Source organism: Rathayibacter sp. VKM Ac-2759, from assembly GCF_009834225.1.
Lineage (GTDB): Bacteria > Actinomycetota > Actinomycetes > Actinomycetales > Microbacteriaceae > Rathayibacter.
This window is the reverse complement of the sequence record NZ_CP047176.1, coordinates 2,362,086-2,378,535: the sequence shown is the minus strand read 5'-3', so window position 1 is coordinate 2,378,535 and position 16,450 is coordinate 2,362,086. Positions and strand designations below refer to the sequence as shown.

Sequence of the window (16,450 nt, the reverse complement as noted above, 5' to 3'; positions counted from 1 at the left end):
CGCGAGGCCGTCGGAGGTGCGGCGTAGCGTGGCAGGCATGAGCGAATCCTCCCCGGCCCCGTCGCGCCCTCTCGCGCTCGTCACCGGTGCCACCGGCTACATCGGCGGGCGCCTCACCCCGCGCCTGCTCGAGGCGGGGTTCCGCGTGCGCGTGCTCGTGCGCGACCCCCGCCGGCTCGCCGAGGTCCCGTGGGCCGAGCAGGTCGAGGTCGCCCGGGGCGATCTCGCCGATCCGGAGTCGCTGACCGCGGCGTTCGAGGGCGTCGACGTCCTCTACTACCTGGTGCACTCGATGGGGTCGGGCAACGACCACGCGCACTTCGAGGAGATCGAGAGCCGGGCCGCGACGAACGTCGCCGAGGCCGCGCTCGCGGCGGGCATCGAGCGCATCGTGTACCTGGGCGGCCTGCACCCCGACGGCGAGGAGCTCTCGAAGCACCTGCGCTCCCGCGCGGAGGTGGGGCGGATCCTGATGGAGTCGGGCGTCCCGACCATCGCGCTGCAGGCGGGCGTCATCATCGGCTCGGGCTCGACGTCGTTCGAGATGGTGCGCCACCTGACCGACATCCTCCCGTACATGCCCGCGCCGCAGTGGGTCCGCAACTTCATCCAGCCGATCGCCGTCCGCGACGTGATGCACTACCTCATCGGCGCCGCCTCGCTCGAGGACCGCACGCTGAACCGCACCTTCGACATCGGCGGCCCCGACGTGCTCCGCTACGGGCAGATGATGAACGGCTACGCGGTCGAGGCGGGTCTGCCGCAGAGGCCGATCGCCTCCCTCCCGGTCTTCACGCCCTGGCTGGCCTCGCAGTGGGTCAACCTGGTCACCCCGATCCCGCGCTCGCTCGCGGTGCCGATCATCGCCTCGCTGCAGTACGACTGCATCGTGCGCGAGCAGGACATCCGCGAGCTGATCCCCGACCCCGAGGGCGGGCTCACGGGCTACCGCCGCTCGGTGCGGCTCGCGCTCGGCAAGATGCAGTCGGGCGAGATCGAGACGAGCTGGCAGAACTCCGAGGTCGTCGGGGCGCCGAGCGATCCGCTGCCGAGCGACCCCGAGTGGGCCGGCCACACGGTGTACGTCGACCGCAAGGTCCGCCGGACGGACGCCGACGCGGCGAAGCTGTGGCGGGTCATCGAGGGCATCGGCGGCACCAACGGCTGGTACTCGTTCCCCCTCGCCTGGGCGATCAGGGGCTGGATGGACAAGCTCGTCGGGGGAGTGGGCCTGCAGCGCGGGCGCCGCGACTCCGAGCGGCTGCACGCGGGCGACGCGCTCGACTTCTGGCGGGTCGAGGCCATCGAGCGGCCGACGCTCCTGCGCCTGCGTGCCGAGATGAAGGTGCCCGGAGGCGCGTGGCTCGAGATGCGCGCGGAGCCCGCCGACGGGGGCGGGTCGATCTACACCCAGCGAGCCGTCTTCTTCCCGCAGGGGCTCGCGGGACGGCTGTACTGGTTCGCGGTCCTGCCCTTCCACGGCGTCATCTTCAACGGCATGGCGAACCGCATCACGGCCACCGCGGCGGGCCTCGAGGACACCGGCGACGAGCGCTCGCCTGGCGGTCTCACGGTCCAGCGGTGACAATGGGAGGGTCCGCGGACGGCGACGCCGGCCCGGACGCTACCGAGAGGAGCACGATGAGCGAACGGTCGGACACGGACGCGGGGCGCGATCTCCAGCTGGGGAAGGTCCTCTTCATCGGGGACAGCATCATCCAGGGCGGTGCCTGGGCCGAGTGGCTCACGGCGTCGACCGTCGTCGACGAGGGCGTCGGAGGAGCGACCACGGCCGATGTCGTCGCCCGGCTGCCCGAGCTGATCGAGCAGGCACCCGACACCGTCGTGGTGCTCGTGGGCACCAACGACCTCGCCTGGCACCGCACGACCGAGCACGTCGTGCGGAACATCGAGACGATCGTGGCGACCTTCCGCCGCGACCTGCCCGACATCCGGATCCTGGTGATCTCGGTGCTGCCGCGCGGGCACGAGTTCGCCCCGCAGATCCGCGAGATCAACCGGCACCTCTGGCAGTTCGCGCCGACGGCGCACGCGGGCTACCTCGACCTCTGGCCGGTGCTCGCCGGCGAGGACGGCGGGATCCTTCCCGAGTACTCGGAGGACGGGCTGCACCTCACCGAGAGCGGCTACCGGGCGTGGCGCGAGGCCCTCGGGCCGGCACTGGACTCCGTCCTGCGCATGCCGCCGCGCACGCGGCCGATCACGCTGCCCTTCGACGAGTTCGCGCGCCCCAAGACGGCGTGAGCTCAGAGCCCGCTGATCGGCTCCGCTCAGTGTCCGCATAGCGCTCGGCGCGATTCTCGGTTCCGCACCCCGTCCGGGGTGCGGGACGAGAGGCGGAGGCATCATGAGCACAGGCAGCGACACGATCGGGAACGAGCGGCGCGAGGCGGCGACCGAGCACCCGGAATGGGCGGCTCCGGCCGCGGCGGAGGTGTCCGGCGGTGCCGGGCCGTCGGTCGCGGCGCCGCGCCGACCCTGGTGGCGGCGCCGGGCGGGTCTGACCGTCGCCGCGGTCGTCGCCGGCCTCCTCCTGCTCGGGGGCGGCTTCGGGATCGGCTACGCCGTGGGGAGCTCGACCGGCTCCTCCTCCCCGACCGGCTTCGACCCGCGGGGCCAGATGCCGGACGGCGGGTTCGGGCAGGGCGGCGGTCCGGGATCGCAGCTCGAGATCCCCGACGGGACGGAGTCGGGCACCGGCGTCACATCGGGGACGACTGCGGGCTGAGCGCGGTGGTGAAGGCCGCGAGCGCGTCGTCGGAGAAGAGGACGAAGCGCACCTCCTCCAGCGCGCCGTCGACGGTGGCGGCGCGCACCGACTCGACGGCGACCCGCGCCGCGTCCTCCATCGGCCAGCCGTAGACCCCGGCCGAGACCGCGGGGAACGCGATCGTGCGAGCGCCGAGGTCGCGGGCCGTGCGGACGGACTCGGTGTAGGCCGAGGCGAGGACATCGCCGCGGTCCTCCCGGGCCGAGAAGACCGGCCCCACGGTGTGCACCACCCAGCGGGCGGGCAGGCGCCCGGCGGTCGTGGCGACGGCCGAGCCCGCCGGCAGTCCGTCGGGCAGATCGCTCTCGCGGAGGCGGCGGCACTCGGCCAGGATCCCGGGGCCGCCGGCGCGGTGGATCGCACCGTCCACTCCGCCTCCCCCGAGGAGGGACGAGTTCGCGGCGTTCACGATCACGTCGACCCGCTGTCGGGTGATGTCGCCGCGGACGGCGGTGAGGGTGGTCACGCTGCCGTCACGACCGGTTGTTGGAGAGCTCGAAGATCTTCACGAGCTCGGCGATGGCCGCCTCGCGGGCGTCGCCGCCCTCCTCGAACATCGCGGTGATGTGCGTGCGCAGGTGGTTCTCGACGATCAGCTTGTTCAGCGAGCCGAGCGACTTCTGGATCGCGAGGGACTGCGTGACGATGTCGACGCAGTAGTCCTCGTTCTCGATCATCTTCTCGAGCCCGCGCATCTGGCCCCCCAGGATGCGCGCTCGGTGCAGGGAGCGTTTCTTGAGGTCCTCGATCACGCCGCCAGCCTACGCCGCTCCCGGATACCGGGCGGGGGTACGGCCCGTACCATCGGAGGGTGAATGCGCAGAGAGCCGGCTCCGGAGCGACCGACCGCTACCCGTCCCGCGGGATCGCGAAGATGGCACTGGCGCCCGGGATCCTGACGGCGATCATCCTGCTCGCCGGCCTCGCTCTCGTCGGCGGCGACGCGTACGACTTCGTGCGCTACCCCGTCGCGATCCTCGCAGCGGTGATCGGCTGGTTCGCGATCCAGGCGAAGTCGTACCTCTGGCTGGTGGGCCTCGTGCCGATCGTCGTGCTCTGGAACCCCGTGCTGCCGTTCTCGTTCCCCGACGCCGTCTGGTCCTCGCTGCAGCTCGCCGCGGTGGGGGTCGTCGTGGCCGCGGGGCTGCTCATCAAGGTGCCGGTCGCCGACTGACCCGGCCGCGCCGTCCCGGGGAGTAGACTGGGGGAGCGACCGCACGCCGGGGATGCTCCGACCGGGTCTCAGACCCGCTGCTCAGAGCTCCCGACGGCCACCGGACGCATCGAAGCCCGTCGCTCCTCGCGAGCAGCGTGGCGAGTGCACTGCGACGGCAGAGCGCGGGAACCCCTCCTCCGCCCCGTCACACGTGGAGGAGGAGCATGGCTCGCAGCGGCCAGCGTCAGTCCGGTCAGACGCGTCGAACCACGAACGCCGCCGGGAGCCGACCGCGCTCGCGGTCGCGCGGCGTGGACAACTCGGGGATCATCCCGATCCTCGCCCGCCGGGTCCGAGAGGTCGAGGCGAAGGCCCAGACCGGCAAGGTCGGGCCGACGAACCGGACCAAGTTCCTCGTCATCGCGCTGCTGATGCGCGAGGAGCGCAAGCGCGTCAAGGTCGACACCGAGCTCAGCGACTCGCAGCGCGCGGAGGAGATGAAGCGCCTCGACGGCATCGCCACGATCCTCGCGAAGACCGCCGCCCGCGATACGAGCCTCATCGCGCTGCTCGAGTCGGAGGCCGGCATCACCGCCGCCGCGCAGAAGCTGCGCCGCGACTGGCTGCTCGAGGCCGGCGCCGAGCTGAGCCCCGACGAGCTGCTGATCGTGACCGAGCCGGAGCCCAAGCCCGAGGTGCCGGTCAATCAGGTCGTGCCGCAGTCGGTGCGGGCCCGTCAGCTCGCCAATCCGTTCCTGCCGCCCGACTTCTCCCTCGCGGCTCCCGCTCCCGCGCCCCGTCGGCGCCTGGACGACTGGGAGCTTCTCGGCCCGCTGTTCAAGGCGTTCGAGTACGGCGCCGGTGGACGGGCCGCCAGCATGGAGCTTCCGGAGCCCCCCGCCATCGACCGCGTCACTCCGCGCGGTCGCGAGCTGATGCCGCACCAGGCGCGCTTCATCGAGAGCGCGCGGGAGGGGCACCGCAGCTTCCTCCTCGCCGACGAGCCGGGTCTGGGCAAGACGGCGCAGAGCCTCCTCGCCGCCTCCGTCACCGGCTCCTACCCCCTGCTCGCCGTGGTCCCCAACGTCGTGAAGATGAACTGGGCCCGCGAGGTCGAGCACTGGACTCCTCAGCGCCGCGCGACGGTCATCCACGGCGACGGCACCACGCTCGACGCGTTCGCCGACGTCGTGATCGTCAACTACGACATCCTCGACCGCCACAGCGGCTGGCTCGGCAGCCTCGGCTTCCGCGGCATGGTCGTCGACGAGGCGCACTTCATCAAGAACCTGCGCTCGCAGCGCTCGCAGAGCGTGCTCGCGCTCGCGGCGAAGATCCGCGAGACCACTCCCGGCCACGACCCGCTGATGATCGCCCTCACGGGAACCCCGCTCATCAACGACGTCGACGACTTCCGCGCCATCTGGCGGTTCCTCGGCTGGATCGACGAGACCAAGCCCGGGCCCGACCTGATGCGCCAGCTCGAGGACACCGGGCTCACTCCGGCCGACACGGCCTTCTACCCGGAGGCGCGCGAGGCGGTCATCGATCTCGGCATCGTCCGTCGCAAGAAGATCGACGTCGCCGCCGACCTGCCCTCGAAGCGGATCGTCGATCTGCCCGTCGAGCTCGACGACGACCTCGGCCGCTCGATCCAGAAGGCGGAGCGCGAGCTCGGCGCACGGATGCTGCAGCGCTTCAAGGCGGTCACCGCCTCGATCACCCACGAGCTCGACGACACCGAGCAGGAGCGGTTCATCCGCATCGTCGCGCAGAGCGAGCTGGAGGAGTCGAAGTCGGCGAAGACGGGCGAGAACGTCTTCACCATGGTGCGCCGCATCGGCCAGGCGAAGGCGGCCCTGGCGGCCGACTACGCCTCGCAGCTGGCCCGCTCGGTCGGCAAGGTCGTGTTCTTCGCGAAGCACGTCGACGTGATGGACCAGGCCGAGGACACCTTCGAGAAGCGCGAGCTCACCTCCGTCTCGATCCGCGGCGACCAGACCGCGACCTTCCGGCAGACCCAGATCGACGCGTTCAACGAGGACCCCGACGTCTCGGTCGCGGTCTGCTCGCTGACCGCGGCGGGCGTCGGCGTCAACCTGCAGGCCTCCTCCAACGTCGTCCTCGCCGAGCTGTCGTGGACCTCGGCCGAGCAGACGCAGGCGATCGACCGCGTGCACCGCATCGGCCAGGAGGAGCCCGTCACCGCCTGGCGCATCATCGCGGCTCACACGATCGACGCGAAGATCGCCGAGCTGATCGACGCGAAGGCGGGCCTCGCCGCCCGCGCGCTCGACGGCGCGGACGCCGAGACCGCCTCGGCCGACACGGTGCAGCTCGATGCGCTCATGCACGTCCTGCGCGAGGCGATCGGCTGACGCGGGCGGCGCTCCTCAGCGCAGGAGGGGCGCCGCGAAGAAGTCGCGCTCGAAGCGGCTCGACCGCAGGAACGCGTCGCGCATCGCCGATCGCTCCGCGGGGGAGGCCCGGCGCGCCGCCTCCTCCGTGATCGCGATCGCCCGCTCGGTCGCCGCGGCGAACTCCGGTTCGGAGTAGGTCGCGAGCCAGTCCTCGTAGGGGTGGCCCGGTCGCGAGGCAGCGGCGAGGCGCTCGCCGACGTCGGCGTAGAGCTGGAAGCACGGCAGGAGTGCGGCGACCAGCTCGCCGTAGCCGCCGCGCGAGCCGACCGCGAGCAGATGGTCGACGTAGCCGCGCGTGGTGAGGGAGGCGACGGAGCCGCGGTCTCCGCCCAGGCGGTCGCGGTGCAGCTGCGCCTCCGCCGCGAGGGCCGATGCCGACGACTCCGCCCAGAAGACCTGCTCGGCGGTGCAGGGCGCCCGCTGCGCCGCGACGGCGAGCACGCGTGCGTACTCGGTGAGGTAGAGGGCGTCCTGCTCCAGGTACCACTCGAAGTCGTCGCGGGCCAGGCTGCCGTCGCCGAGCGCTCGGACGAACGGCAGGGCGTCGATCTCGCTGCGGAGCTCCCGGGTCTCGTCCCAGACGGCCGAGCAGAACGGCGGCGTGCGGAGGCGGTGGAAGTGGTCGATCGGACCGTTGCCCGACCCGATCGCGAGGGCGTCGGCACCGCGCAGCGCCCCGGTCAGCCACTCCTTCGCCTCGAGAAGCGCGGCGGCGGCGTCGCGGTGGCGCCCGGCCAGCAGCGTCGCCATCGCGGAGGAGAGCGAGCAGCCCGTGCCGTGGGTGTTCGAGGTCTCCACCCGCTCGCCCGGCACCTCCCGCACCTCGCCCGCGGGCGTGACGATCGCATCCGGAGCGGCCCCGCCCTCGAGATGGCCGCCCTTGACGAGGACCGTGGTGCCCAGGGACCCGGCGAGGCGGGCGGCCTGCGCGAGCGCCTCCGGCCACTGCGACGCGGTCGGCTCGCCGACGAGGACGGCGAGCTCGGGCAGGTTCGGCGTCACCAGATCGGCGCGCCGGACGAGGTCGCGGACGGCGTCCTCCGCCGCCTCGTCGAGCAGGCGGTGCCCGCTCGTCGCCACCATCACGGGGTCGACGACGACCAGCGGAGGACGGACGGCGTCGAGCCAGTCGGCGATGACCGCGCCGAGCTCGGCGGTCGCGATCATCCCGATCTTCACGGCGTCGATCCGCACGTCGTCGCTCACCGCGTCGAGCTGCTCGCGGAGGAAGGCGGCCGGCGGCAGGTGAACCGAGCGCACCCCGTGGGTGTTCTGCGCGACGAGGGCGGTCACGACGGCCATGCCGTAGCCGCCGAGAGCGCCGATCGACTTGAGGTCGGCCTGGATGCCGGCGCCGCCCGTCGGGTCGGTGCCCGCGATGCTGAGGACGCGGGGGATCGCGGTGGTCATCGGTCCCACTCCTCGCGGAAGGCGCGCGCGGCGGCGGCGGGGTCGTCGGCCGTGCAGATCGCCGACACGACGGCGAGACCGGCCGCGCCGCGCTGCCGCAGGGGAGCGGCATCGCCGAGCGCGACTCCGCCGATCGCGACGCAGGGGTAGCGGCTGGCGGCGGCGAACCGGGCGAAGCCGTCGAGACCGAGCGGAGCCGGATGGTCGGCCTTGGTCGCGGTCGGCCGGATCACGCCGACGCCGAGGTAGTCGACGGTGCCGGGCGGCAGCGCGTGCGCGGCCTCGAGGTGCTCGGGGGCGTCGGCGGTGAGTCCGACGACGGCGTCGGCGCCGAGGATCGCGCGGGCGGCCGTGGCGGGCAGATCGGACTGGCCGACGTGCACGCCGTGCACGAGCGCTCCGGTCAGGCGGGCGGCGAGGACGACGTCGACGCGGTCGTCGACGACCAGGGTCGTGTGCTCGTCGAGCACGGAGGCGACCGCGACGACGAGCGAGACCAGCTCGGCGGCGGAGGCGTCGTGGTCGCGGATCTGCACGGTGCGGACGCCGCCGGACACCGCCCGGGCGACGACGGCGGGGACTCCCCGCTCGCCGCACTGGCGGGTGTCGGTGACGAGGTAGAGCGAGAGGTCGAGCGCGCTCATGAGAGCCTCGCCGCCTCGACGGCGCCGTCCGCGTCGAGCGCGGCGAGCTCGTCGAGGAGCGCGACGGCGAAGGAGCCGGGGCCGGCGGCGGTGACGGCGGCGCGCTCGGCGGCGACGCCCCAGACCACGGAGGCGGCGACGGCGGACGCGAGGGGATCGGCGCCGGTGCCGAGGAACGCGGCCATGACGGCTCCGAGGGCGCAGCCTCCTCCGGTCACCCGGGTGAGGAGGGGGTGGCCGCCGGTGATGCGGATCACGGTCGCGCCGTCGGTGACCACGTCGACGGCTCCCGAGACGGCGACCGCGCCGCCGGTGCGGCGGGCGAGCGCGAATGCGGCCTCGAGCGCGTCCTCGGCTCCGTCGACCGCGTCGACTCCGCGTCCGCCGGCGCCGAGTCCGGCGAGAGCGAGGATCTCGGAGGCGTTGCCGCGGATGATCGCCGGGCGCGCCTCGAGCAGCTCGGCCGCGAGCGCGGTGCGGACGGGCAGCGGGCCGACGGCGACGGGATCGAGCACCCACGGGGTCCCGGAGCGCTGCGCGGCGGCGACCGCCTCGCGCGCCCCGTCGCGCTGCTCGGCACCGGGCGTGCCGAGGTTCACGAGCGTCGCGGAGGCGATCTCGGCGAAGACGCCCGCCTCGCCGGGCAGGTCGCACATCGCGGGGCTCGCGCCGAGCGCGAGGAGGCTGTTGGCGGTGAAGCCGGTGACGACGGCGTTCGTGATGCACTGCACGAGCGGAGGGCGCAGCCGCAGTGCGTCGAGGTCGCGGCCGACGGCCGTCGCCCGGTCGTGGAGGGTCGGGTGGACAGGCGTGCGAATGCTCATTCGCGACATCCCTTCGCTAGTACGAACTAGATCAGGTTCGACGGGTCTCATCTCAGCCCTGGAGGGCACCCCGTGTCACTGCCGACGACCCTAGCAGCGGGCCGTGGAGGGTCGCGAGGGAACCCCGGACCGTCGAGGCCGCCTCCGAGTGCACGCTCCCTGGACGGTCCGGGGTTCCCTCGCCGCCCGTCTCTCAGGCCGTCAGGATGGTGCTGTCGCCGCGGTCGGTGACGACGACGCGCAGGCCCGTCGGGAGGCGCTCGCGCATGGCGTCGACGTGGCTGATCAGGCCGATGGTCCGGCCGCCCGAGCGGAGCGCGTCGAGGGTGCCCAGCGCCGTCTCGAGGGTCTCGGCGTCGAGCGAGCCGAAGCCCTCGTCGATGAACATGGTCTCGAGCGAGATCCCGCCCGATTGCATGGTCACGACGTCGGCGAGGCCGAGCGCCAGCGCGAGGGAGGCGAGGAACGTCTCGCCGCCCGACAGCGACGCGGGCTGACGGCGCGCGCCCGTGAACGCGTCGAGCACGTCGATCCCGAGGCCGGAGGCGGCGCCGCGGTAGGCGAGGGAGTCGTCGTGAGCGAGGGTGTACCGGCCGCTCGTCATGGCGTCGAGGCGGAGGTTCGCGGCGGCGACGATCTCCTCCAGGCGTCCCGCGAGCGCGAACGCCTCGAGGTCCATCCGCCGCGAGTTCTGGCCGTGCCCGTCGATCGTCTCGGCGAGGGCGCGCAGCTCGTCGTAGCGGCGGAGGCGGCCCTCGAGCGCGGCGAGCCGCGACTCGGCCCGACGCGCGATCTCCTCGAGGCGGCTCGCTCGATCCTCGAGCAGCGACAGCTCGCGTCGGGCGTCGTCGCGCCGGGCGGAGGCGAGGCGCGCCTGCTCCTCGGCCGCGGAGACGTCGACGGGCGCGGTCGGCAGCTCGTGCAGCTCGGGTTCGGCGAGCACGGAGTCGACCGCGGAGCGGCGGCGCTCGTGCTCGGCGACGACGGCCTCGGCGCGGGCGCGCTCCCCGCTCGAGAGGGCGGCCGCCTCGGCGGCGTCGGGAGTGGGGAAGCCCCGTTCGTCGAGGACCTCCGCGAGGTGCGCCTCCGCCGCCTCGCGGGCCTCGGCGCGCGACGAGGCGAGCTCCTCCGCCTCGAGCAGCGCCTCCGCGAGGCGCCGCTCCCGGCGGAGCCCCTCCACCAGGTCGGCGATGCCGGCGGCTCCGTCGCGATGGGCGTCGACCCGCTCGCGGAGGTTCCGCAGCGACTCCTCGGCGACGGTCGCCTCGCTCACGCGGCGGTCGCGCTGCTCGCGCGCCGAGTCGATCAGCGCGGTCAGCTCCTCGGCACGCGCCCGGACGGCGGTGCGCTCGCGGCGCAGCGTCTCGCAGCGGCCGGCGGCACCCCGCGCGGTCTCCAGGCGCCCGCGAGCGTCGGCGCGGGCGCTCTCGAGCTCGTCCGCGCCCTCGCGTCCGGCGCGCTCGTCGAGCGCGGCCCAGGCGAGCGCGGCCGCGTTCTCGTCGGCGCGGGCGGCGTCCATCGCGGAGGCGGCGCGCTCGACCTCGAGGCGTGCCCGATCGAGATCCTCCGCGCCGATCGGAGCGGTATCGCCGTGGCCCGCGGGCGCCGGGTGCTCCGTCGATCCGCAGACCGGGCAGGGCTCGTCCTCGCGCAGCGCGGCGGCGAGGCTCTCCGGCAAATCCTGCGAAGCGCTGCGCCACGAGGCGGGCGTGCTCGGCGGCGCGCTCCCCGTGCCGCTGGACGGCACGGGCGTGAGCGGCGCGCCCGGCGTCGAGGGTCGCCGCGGCGGCGGCCCGCTCGGCGAGCAGGGCGATCCGCCGGTCGAGGGCGGCGAGCTCCTCCGCACGGCTCGCGACCGCCGTGGCCTCGGGAGTGAGGACCGTCTCCTCGCTCTCGAGCGCATCGAGCCGCGCCGGCAGCTCGCGTGCCTCGCTCTCGACGATCTCGAGGGCGCGTTCCGCCGCCGCGCGGGCCTCCTGCGCCCGCTCGGCGAGGCCGCTCGCCTCGGGCAGGCGCTGCTCGTCGGCCAGCACGCCGGCGAGTGCGCCGAGGCGAGCCGTGAGCGCCTCGACCGCCTCCGCCGCGGCGGTGCGATCGGGCGCGAGCCCGAAGGCCGCGCGGAACCGCTCGCCCGCCTCCTCGCGCTTCGCCGCCGCGCTGTCGGCCGCCGTGCGCGCCGCGCGTGCGCTGCGCAGCACCGGGAGCACGGTGTCGGCACGACGGGCTCTCGATCCGCTCGCGGTGCTCGGCCGCAGCCGGCTCGGCCACGGCGAGCTCCTCGGCCTCGCGCAGCGCACGGGAGCGCCGCTCCTGGGCGCGGCGGAGGATCCGCGCCGCGTCGAGAGCGGTGCGCGCCTCGCGATCGGCGTCGTCGGCCGTCGTCGCCTCGGCGCGCGCGGACTCCAGCAGCGGCTCGAGCCGCGCGACGAGACCCGAGAACCAGGGGAGGTCGGCGGCGCCGGTCTCGTCTGCTCCGGCGATCCGTCGGGCCTCGTCGGCGAGCGCGGTCACGGTCGCGCGCTCCTCCTCGAGCGCCGCTCCGCTCTGCTGCCGCTGCTCGAGCAGGCGCCTGCGCAGCTGCTCGTAGCGCTCGGTGGCGAAGAGGGTGCGCAGCAGCCTCTGCCGGTCGTCGTTCTTCGCGAGCAGGAACTCGTGGAAGCGGTTCTGCGCGAGCAGGATCACCTGCAGGAACTGGTCCTTCGTCAGCCCGACGATGTGGCCGATGTCGACGCCGGTCTCGCGCGCGCTCGAGGACAGGCCCGTCCACTCGCCGTCGACGTGCTCGAGCAGCGCGACCTTGGCCGCCTGCCTCGTGGTGCCTCCGCCGCGCTTGGCGGGGCGCTCGTACTCGGGGGAGCGGCGGATCCGGTACAGCCGTCCGGCCGCCTCGAAGTCGAGCTCGGCGAAGGTCTCGTCCTCGGGGGCGCTGTGATCGCTCCGGAGGCGCGTCGCCGTGCCGTCGAAGCGCGGGACCGAGCCGTAGAGGGCGAAGCTGATCGCGTCGAGGATCGTGGACTTGCCCGCCCCCGTGCGGCCCGCGATGAGGTAGATGCCGACGTCCTCGAGCGCGTCGAAGTCGATGCACTGCGGGGAGCGGAAGGGGCCGAGGCCCGCGAAGGCGAGACGCCGGATCCTCACCGCATCGCCTCGGCGTCGACCGCGGCGAGGGCATCGAGCACGAGCGCCCGCTCGACCTCGGTCGCGCCGTGCCCGCCGCGCACGTGCGCGAGGAAGTCGTCGACCACCTCGACGTCGCTGCGCCCCCGCACCCGCTCGGCGTACTCCCGCCGCTCGCCGGGAACGTGCGGCGGCCGGTGCTCGAGCGTCGCGCAGCCCGGGAACCGCGACTGCAGCCGCGCCATCGCATCGAGCGGGCGCACCTCGTCGGTGAGCACCGCCGACACCCAGTCGCCCTCGAACTCGGCGAGGGAGGGATCGCTCAGCAGCCGGTCGAGCGGGCCCTCGATCACGCTGAGGCGCCGGGGCACCGGCAGCGGCGACCACGCGACCTCGCCGAGGCCGGAGGAGCCGAGCTCGACCAACCAGCCGCCGCGGGGCTTCGACGCCTCGCCGAACGAGTAGTGCAGGGGAGCGCCCGAGTAGCGGACGTTCGGCAGCAGCGTCGCCCGCCCGTGGATGTGCCCGAGCGCCGCGTAGTCGGCCGCGGCGAAGTGGTCGACCGAGACGTAGTCGATGCCGCCCGCGGTGATGTCGCGCTCGACCGTCCCCGCGGGCGCCCCCACGGCGAAGCAGTGCGAGAGCACGACCCAGCGCCTCCCGGCCGCCTCGGCGTGCGCCCGCACCCGCCGCATCGCGAACGCGAGGACCTCCTCGTGACGCCGCAGCGACTCCTCCGGATGCCGGTGGCGGTACAGCGCGGGCTCGAGGTAAGGGATGCCGTACACGCCCAGCTCGAACCCGTCGGCGCCGCGCAGCACGACCGGCTCGGTGTAGCGCTCGGGATCGGTGAGCACGTGCACCCCCGAGGTGCGCAGCAGCCCCGCCTGGAAGCCCAGCCGCGCGGGGGAGTCGTGGTTGCCGCTCGTGAGCACCACCTCGGCTCCCGCGCCGCGGATCGCCTCGAGCGTGCGCGTGAGGAGCGTGTAGTGCTCGGCGGCGGGGACGGCGGAGTCGAAGACGTCGCCGGCGAGGAGGACCGCGTCGACCGCCTCCGCCCGCACCGTCTCGACGAGCGCATCGAGCACGCTCGAGAGCGCCGCGACGCTCGAGTGACCGTGGAACGTGCGCCCGATGTGCCAGTCGGAGGTGTGCAGGAGCTTCACATCCGTCCTTTCGCGAGGGTGCCGTCGTGCTCGTCCAGGCTACTGAGCACCTCCGACACCCACCGCGCACGACGTCACCTCCCGTTCACCCGCGGGTGCAGAATGGGTCGTCGGCGACGACGAGAGGAGCCAGGGATGAGACTGCCCCGCGTCCCCTCGACGATCCTCGGGATCGGCTCGCGCACCCGGGCCGCCGCCGAGGACACGAGCCCGATCGAGCGGATCCTCCCGGCCGAGGAGCCCGCCCGCACCAGCACCGTCGACAACGCGATCTACCAGGACGGCCGCCGCGTCGTCTCGCCGCGCAGCATCCCGGAGGCGCTCACCGCGCTGCAGAAGCTGCCCGACGCGATGGCGTGGATCGGCCTCTACCGGCCGACCGAGGCCGAGCTCTCCTCCCTCGAGGAGGAGTTCTCGATGCACCCGCTCGCCATCGAGGACGCGATCAGCGCCCACCAGCGGCCCAAGCTCGAGCGCTACGGCAGCGACATGTTCGTCGTCCTCCGCGCGGCCAGCTACTCCGACCAGCGCGAGGAGGTCGACTTCGGCGAGCTGCACCTGTTCGTCGGCCCGAACTTCGTCGTGACGGTCCGCCACTCCGAGAAGCCCGACCTCTCGCTCGTGCGCCGACGGATGGAGTCCGACCCCGCGCTCCTGCGGGTCGGCCCCGTCGCAGTGCTCTACGCGATCCTCGACGCCGTGGTCGATCAGTACTCGCCGGTCGTCGCGGGACTCGAGAACGACATCGACGAGATCGAGGCGCAGGTGTTCGAGGGGGATCCCGCGGTCTCCCGTCGCATCTACGAGCTCAGCCAGGAGGTCCTCGACTTCCAGCGGGCCGTCGCGCCGCTCGTGGGCATGCTCGGCCGCCTCGTCACCGACTTCGAGGTCTTCCAGTCGGACGTCGAGCTGCGCCGCTACATCCGCGACGTCGCCGACCACGTCGCCGTCGTGAACGAGCGGGTGGAGGGGTTCCGCACGACCCTCCGCGAGATCCTCGCCGTGAACGCCACCCTCGTCGCGCAGCGGCAGAACGAGGACATGAAGAAGCTGGCGGAGGCGGGCAACCAGCAGAACGACGAGGTCAAGCGCATCTCGGCGTGGGCCGCCATCTTCTTCGCGCCGACGATGATCTCGAGCGTGTACGGGATGAACTTCGACGTGATGCCCGAGCTGCACGTGGCGTGGGGCTATCCGGCCGCCCTGGCCGCGATGCTCGCCTCGAGCGTCGTGCTGCACCGCCTCTTCAAGAAGTGGGGCTGGCTCTAGGGCCTGGACCGCTCTTCCGGGCCGAGTCCTGTCGAGGGAACCCCGGACCGTCGAGGCCTCCCGGAAGAGCGGGCTGCCTCGACGGTCCGGGGTTCCCTCAGTGCCGGAGCGTCGGCGGGGGCGTCAGTCGTCGTCGTCGCCCGGCTCGTCGATCTCGGTGCCGTCCGCTCCGGAGGCGTCGCCCTCCACGTGCAGATCGGCGTCGCCCGGGAGCGAGAAGTCGCTCAGCGGGTCGAGGGGCTCGGGGGTCGTGTCGCGTTCGCTCATCTCTGAACCCTACGAGTGCGCGGCGAGCCGCTGCACCGCGGCGACGGGGATGGACAGCCAGCCGGGGCGGTTGCGGGCCTCGTAGATCGCCTCGTAGACGGCCTTGTCGAGCTCGAACGCGTCGAGCACGGCCCGGTGCGCGGTGACCGCGTCGCCCGCCCGCTCGGTGTAGCCCTCGAGGAACGCCGCGCGCGTCGCCGCCGCCCAGGCGGCTCGCGAGGTGCCGGGGGAGTCCTGCTCGTAGGCACCTGCGGCGTAGTCGAACGAGCGGAGCATGCCCGCGACGTCGCGGAGGGCGACGTCGGGCATCCGCCGCTCGTTCATCGGCCGCAGGGGCTCGCCCTCGAAGTCGAGGAGCACCCAGCCGCGACCGGGCACCGACAGCACCTGCCCGAGGTGGTAGTCGCCGTGGATGCGCTGGAGCGTCGGCCACGGCGCCGTGGCGGCGGCGCGGAACACCGCGTCGATCGCCTCCGCGTCCTCGGCGATCACAGGCACCTCGGCGGAGGCGATCCGGAGCCGGCGGCGCATGCTGGCGATCATCCGCTCGATCACCTCGGGTGAGGCGCCCTCGGTCGGCATCACCTCGGCGAGCACGGAGTGGACCTCGGCGGTCGCGATGCCCAGCTCGCGGGCGGGGCCGGTGAAGTCGGAGTCGGCGCCCACGGCCTCCAGGGCCACGCGCCAGGCGTCCTCGACGCCGGGGAGGAACTCCTGGGCGAAGGCCAGGTGGCCGAACGCGCGGCCCGACTCCTCGCCGCGGTCGTCCCACTCGCCGGTGACGTTGCCGATCACCGGCGGCACGAGCGTGCTGCCGGCCGCGTTCAGCGCCGACTGCACGGTGACGTCCGGGTTGTCGCCGTGGTGCAGGGCCCGGAAGACCTTCACGATCACGGGGGTGCCGGCCGAGCCGTCCTCCGCGGTGGTCTGCACGATGATCGACGTGTTCGACTGCTCGCCGCTCAGGATGCGGGAGGACGCGAAGGCGCCGATCACCGCTCCCGGCTGGCGGTGGCCGTCGGCGCGGGCGTGCCCGAGGGCGCCCTCGGCGTCGGAGGCGCCGTCGTCGGCGATCATCTCGAGCAGAGCCCTGGCGAAGAACTCGTCGCGCGGGCCGTCGTAGACGTAGCGACCGCCCTCGCTCGAGATCAGCGCGTCCTCGAGGCCCTCGACGGGCTCGGTGTGGACGGTCACGGGCACCTGGTACAGCACGGGGCTCGTCCCCGCACGGTCGATGACGAGCATGACGACGACGTCCCCGCCCTCGCGCCGCAGCGTCCACTCGCCGCGCACCTCGAGCACGGGACTGCGCCCCTTGCTCGCGTACCACCGCTGCTGCGCCACCCAGGCCGTGGCCCGGTCGATCGATAGGCCTGCGCTCATTGG

16 protein-coding genes and 1 riboswitch are annotated in these 16,450 nt (G+C 73.6%); of the genes, 7 read left to right on the top strand and 9 right to left on the bottom strand.

Annotated elements, in window-relative coordinates; translation table 11 throughout:
* Window positions 1-37: 37 nt before the first annotated feature.
* The 3 genes from GSU68_RS11020 (at window position 38) to GSU68_RS11010 (ending at window position 2,749) form a co-directional block, all read left to right on the top strand.
* Window positions 38-1,585: an SDR family oxidoreductase gene (locus tag GSU68_RS11020; protein WP_159908272.1), complete on the top strand. Its 1,548-nt coding sequence runs from the start codon at window positions 38-40 to the stop codon at window positions 1,583-1,585.
* Window positions 1,586-1,641: 56 nt separating this feature from the next.
* Complete coding sequence (locus GSU68_RS11015) at window positions 1,642-2,265, top strand: GDSL-type esterase/lipase family protein (protein ID WP_159908270.1); 624 nt, start codon at window positions 1,642-1,644, stop codon at window positions 2,263-2,265.
* A 103-nt stretch (window positions 2,266-2,368) separates the two neighbouring features.
* Complete coding sequence (locus tag GSU68_RS11010) at window positions 2,369-2,749, top strand: hypothetical protein (RefSeq protein ID WP_159908268.1); 381 nt, start codon at window positions 2,369-2,371, stop codon at window positions 2,747-2,749.
* On the opposite strand, the gene GSU68_RS11005 is transcribed toward GSU68_RS11010, so the two are convergent.
* Window positions 2,724-3,257 (bottom strand): O-acetyl-ADP-ribose deacetylase, encoded by a 534-nt coding sequence (locus GSU68_RS11005; protein WP_159908266.1) that lies wholly within the window; start codon window positions 3,255-3,257, stop codon window positions 2,724-2,726. The genes GSU68_RS11010 and GSU68_RS11005 overlap by 26 nt on opposite strands.
* Window positions 3,258-3,264: 7 nt before the next feature.
* Window positions 3,265-3,543: a metal-sensitive transcriptional regulator gene (locus GSU68_RS11000; RefSeq protein WP_056044456.1), complete on the bottom strand. Its 279-nt coding sequence runs from the start codon at window positions 3,541-3,543 to the stop codon at window positions 3,265-3,267.
* Between the two features lie 59 nt (window positions 3,544-3,602).
* On the opposite strand from GSU68_RS11000, the gene GSU68_RS10995 reads away from it, so the two are divergent.
* Together GSU68_RS10995 and GSU68_RS10990 are read left to right on the top strand one after the other, a co-directional pair.
* Window positions 3,603-3,965 carry a DUF6804 family protein gene (locus GSU68_RS10995; RefSeq protein ID WP_159908264.1) on the top strand — a complete coding sequence of 121 codons (363 nt, stop codon included), beginning with the start codon at window positions 3,603-3,605 and terminating at the stop codon, window positions 3,963-3,965.
* 206 nt (window positions 3,966-4,171) lie between these two features.
* Window positions 4,172-6,325 (top strand): DEAD/DEAH box helicase, encoded by a 2,154-nt coding sequence (locus GSU68_RS10990; protein WP_159908262.1) that lies wholly within the window; start codon window positions 4,172-4,174, stop codon window positions 6,323-6,325.
* A 15-nt stretch (window positions 6,326-6,340) separates the two neighbouring features.
* On the opposite strand, the gene thiD is transcribed toward GSU68_RS10990, so the two are convergent.
* The 4 genes from thiD to GSU68_RS10970 form a co-directional block, all read right to left on the bottom strand.
* On the bottom strand, window positions 6,341-7,777 hold the full coding sequence (gene thiD, locus GSU68_RS10985) for a bifunctional hydroxymethylpyrimidine kinase/phosphomethylpyrimidine kinase (RefSeq protein WP_244259247.1): 1,437 nt from the start codon (window positions 7,775-7,777) through the stop codon (window positions 6,341-6,343).
* Window positions 7,774-8,421 (bottom strand): thiamine phosphate synthase, encoded by a 648-nt coding sequence (gene thiE / locus GSU68_RS10980; protein WP_159908260.1) that lies wholly within the window; start codon window positions 8,419-8,421, stop codon window positions 7,774-7,776. Before thiE ends, thiD begins: the two co-directional genes overlap by 4 nt.
* Window positions 8,418-9,245, bottom strand: coding sequence for a hydroxyethylthiazole kinase (gene thiM, locus GSU68_RS10975; RefSeq protein ID WP_159908258.1), 828 nt, complete (start codon window positions 9,243-9,245; stop codon window positions 8,418-8,420). Before thiM ends, thiE begins: the two co-directional genes overlap by 4 nt.
* Window positions 9,237-9,328, bottom strand: a riboswitch (TPP riboswitch). It overlaps the preceding gene by 9 nt.
* Window positions 9,329-9,438: 110 nt before the next feature.
* A complete protein-coding gene (locus GSU68_RS10970; RefSeq protein ID WP_244259246.1) occupies window positions 9,439-10,923 on the bottom strand; it encodes an SMC family ATPase in 1,485 nt (494 codons plus the stop codon).
* 1,044 nt (window positions 10,924-11,967) lie between these two features.
* On the opposite strand from GSU68_RS10970, the gene GSU68_RS19640 reads away from it, so the two are divergent.
* Window positions 11,968-12,177: a hypothetical protein gene (locus GSU68_RS19640; protein WP_167305268.1), complete on the top strand. Its 210-nt coding sequence runs from the start codon at window positions 11,968-11,970 to the stop codon at window positions 12,175-12,177.
* Window positions 12,178-12,379: 202 nt separating this feature from the next.
* Here the strand turns inward: GSU68_RS19640 and GSU68_RS10960 are convergent, their stop codons facing one another.
* Window positions 12,380-13,528 (bottom strand): exonuclease SbcCD subunit D, encoded by a 1,149-nt coding sequence (locus GSU68_RS10960; RefSeq protein ID WP_159908252.1) that lies wholly within the window; start codon window positions 13,526-13,528, stop codon window positions 12,380-12,382.
* A gap of 135 nt (window positions 13,529-13,663) precedes the next feature.
* Between GSU68_RS10960 and GSU68_RS10955 the strand changes: the two genes are divergently transcribed.
* Window positions 13,664-14,797, top strand: coding sequence for a magnesium and cobalt transport protein CorA (locus GSU68_RS10955; protein ID WP_159908250.1), 1,134 nt, complete (start codon window positions 13,664-13,666; stop codon window positions 14,795-14,797).
* A 123-nt stretch (window positions 14,798-14,920) separates the two neighbouring features.
* Here the strand turns inward: GSU68_RS10955 and GSU68_RS10950 are convergent, their stop codons facing one another.
* Window positions 14,921-15,064 (bottom strand): hypothetical protein, encoded by a 144-nt coding sequence (locus GSU68_RS10950; protein WP_159908248.1) that lies wholly within the window; start codon window positions 15,062-15,064, stop codon window positions 14,921-14,923.
* A 9-nt stretch (window positions 15,065-15,073) separates the two neighbouring features.
* The gene (locus GSU68_RS10945; protein ID WP_159908246.1) at window positions 15,074-16,447 is read right to left on the bottom strand and encodes a phosphotransferase; all 1,374 of its coding nucleotides are present in this window, start codon (window positions 16,445-16,447) and stop codon (window positions 15,074-15,076) included.
* Window positions 16,448-16,450: the final 3 nt, after the last annotated feature.

Bases quoted from the DNA above. Each gene is read 5' to 3' on its own strand.
- GSU68_RS11020 (WP_159908272.1), top strand. From the start codon at position 38: ATGAGCGAATCCTCCCCGGCCCCGTCGCGCCCTCTCGCGCTCGTCACC.
- GSU68_RS11015 (WP_159908270.1), top strand. From the start codon at position 1,642: ATGAGCGAACGGTCGGACACGGACGCGGGGCGCGATCTCCAGCTGGGG.
- GSU68_RS11010 (WP_159908268.1), top strand. From the start codon at position 2,369: ATGAGCACAGGCAGCGACACGATCGGGAACGAGCGGCGCGAGGCGGCG.
- GSU68_RS10990 (WP_159908262.1), top strand. From the start codon at position 4,172: ATGGCTCGCAGCGGCCAGCGTCAGTCCGGTCAGACGCGTCGAACCACG.
- thiD (WP_244259247.1), bottom strand. From the start codon at position 7,777: ATGACCACCGCGATCCCCCGCGTCCTCAGCATCGCGGGCACCGACCCG.
- thiE (WP_159908260.1), bottom strand. From the start codon at position 8,421: ATGAGCGCGCTCGACCTCTCGCTCTACCTCGTCACCGACACCCGCCAG.
- thiM (WP_159908258.1), bottom strand. From the start codon at position 9,245: ATGAGCATTCGCACGCCTGTCCACCCGACCCTCCACGACCGGGCGACG.
- GSU68_RS19640 (WP_167305268.1), top strand. From the start codon at position 11,968: ATGTCGACGCCGGTCTCGCGCGCGCTCGAGGACAGGCCCGTCCACTCG.
- GSU68_RS10955 (WP_159908250.1), top strand. From the start codon at position 13,664: ATGAGACTGCCCCGCGTCCCCTCGACGATCCTCGGGATCGGCTCGCGC.
- GSU68_RS10950 (WP_159908248.1), bottom strand. From the start codon at position 15,064: ATGAGCGAACGCGACACGACCCCCGAGCCCCTCGACCCGCTGAGCGAC.
- GSU68_RS10945 (WP_159908246.1), bottom strand. From the start codon at position 16,447: ATGAGCGCAGGCCTATCGATCGACCGGGCCACGGCCTGGGTGGCGCAG.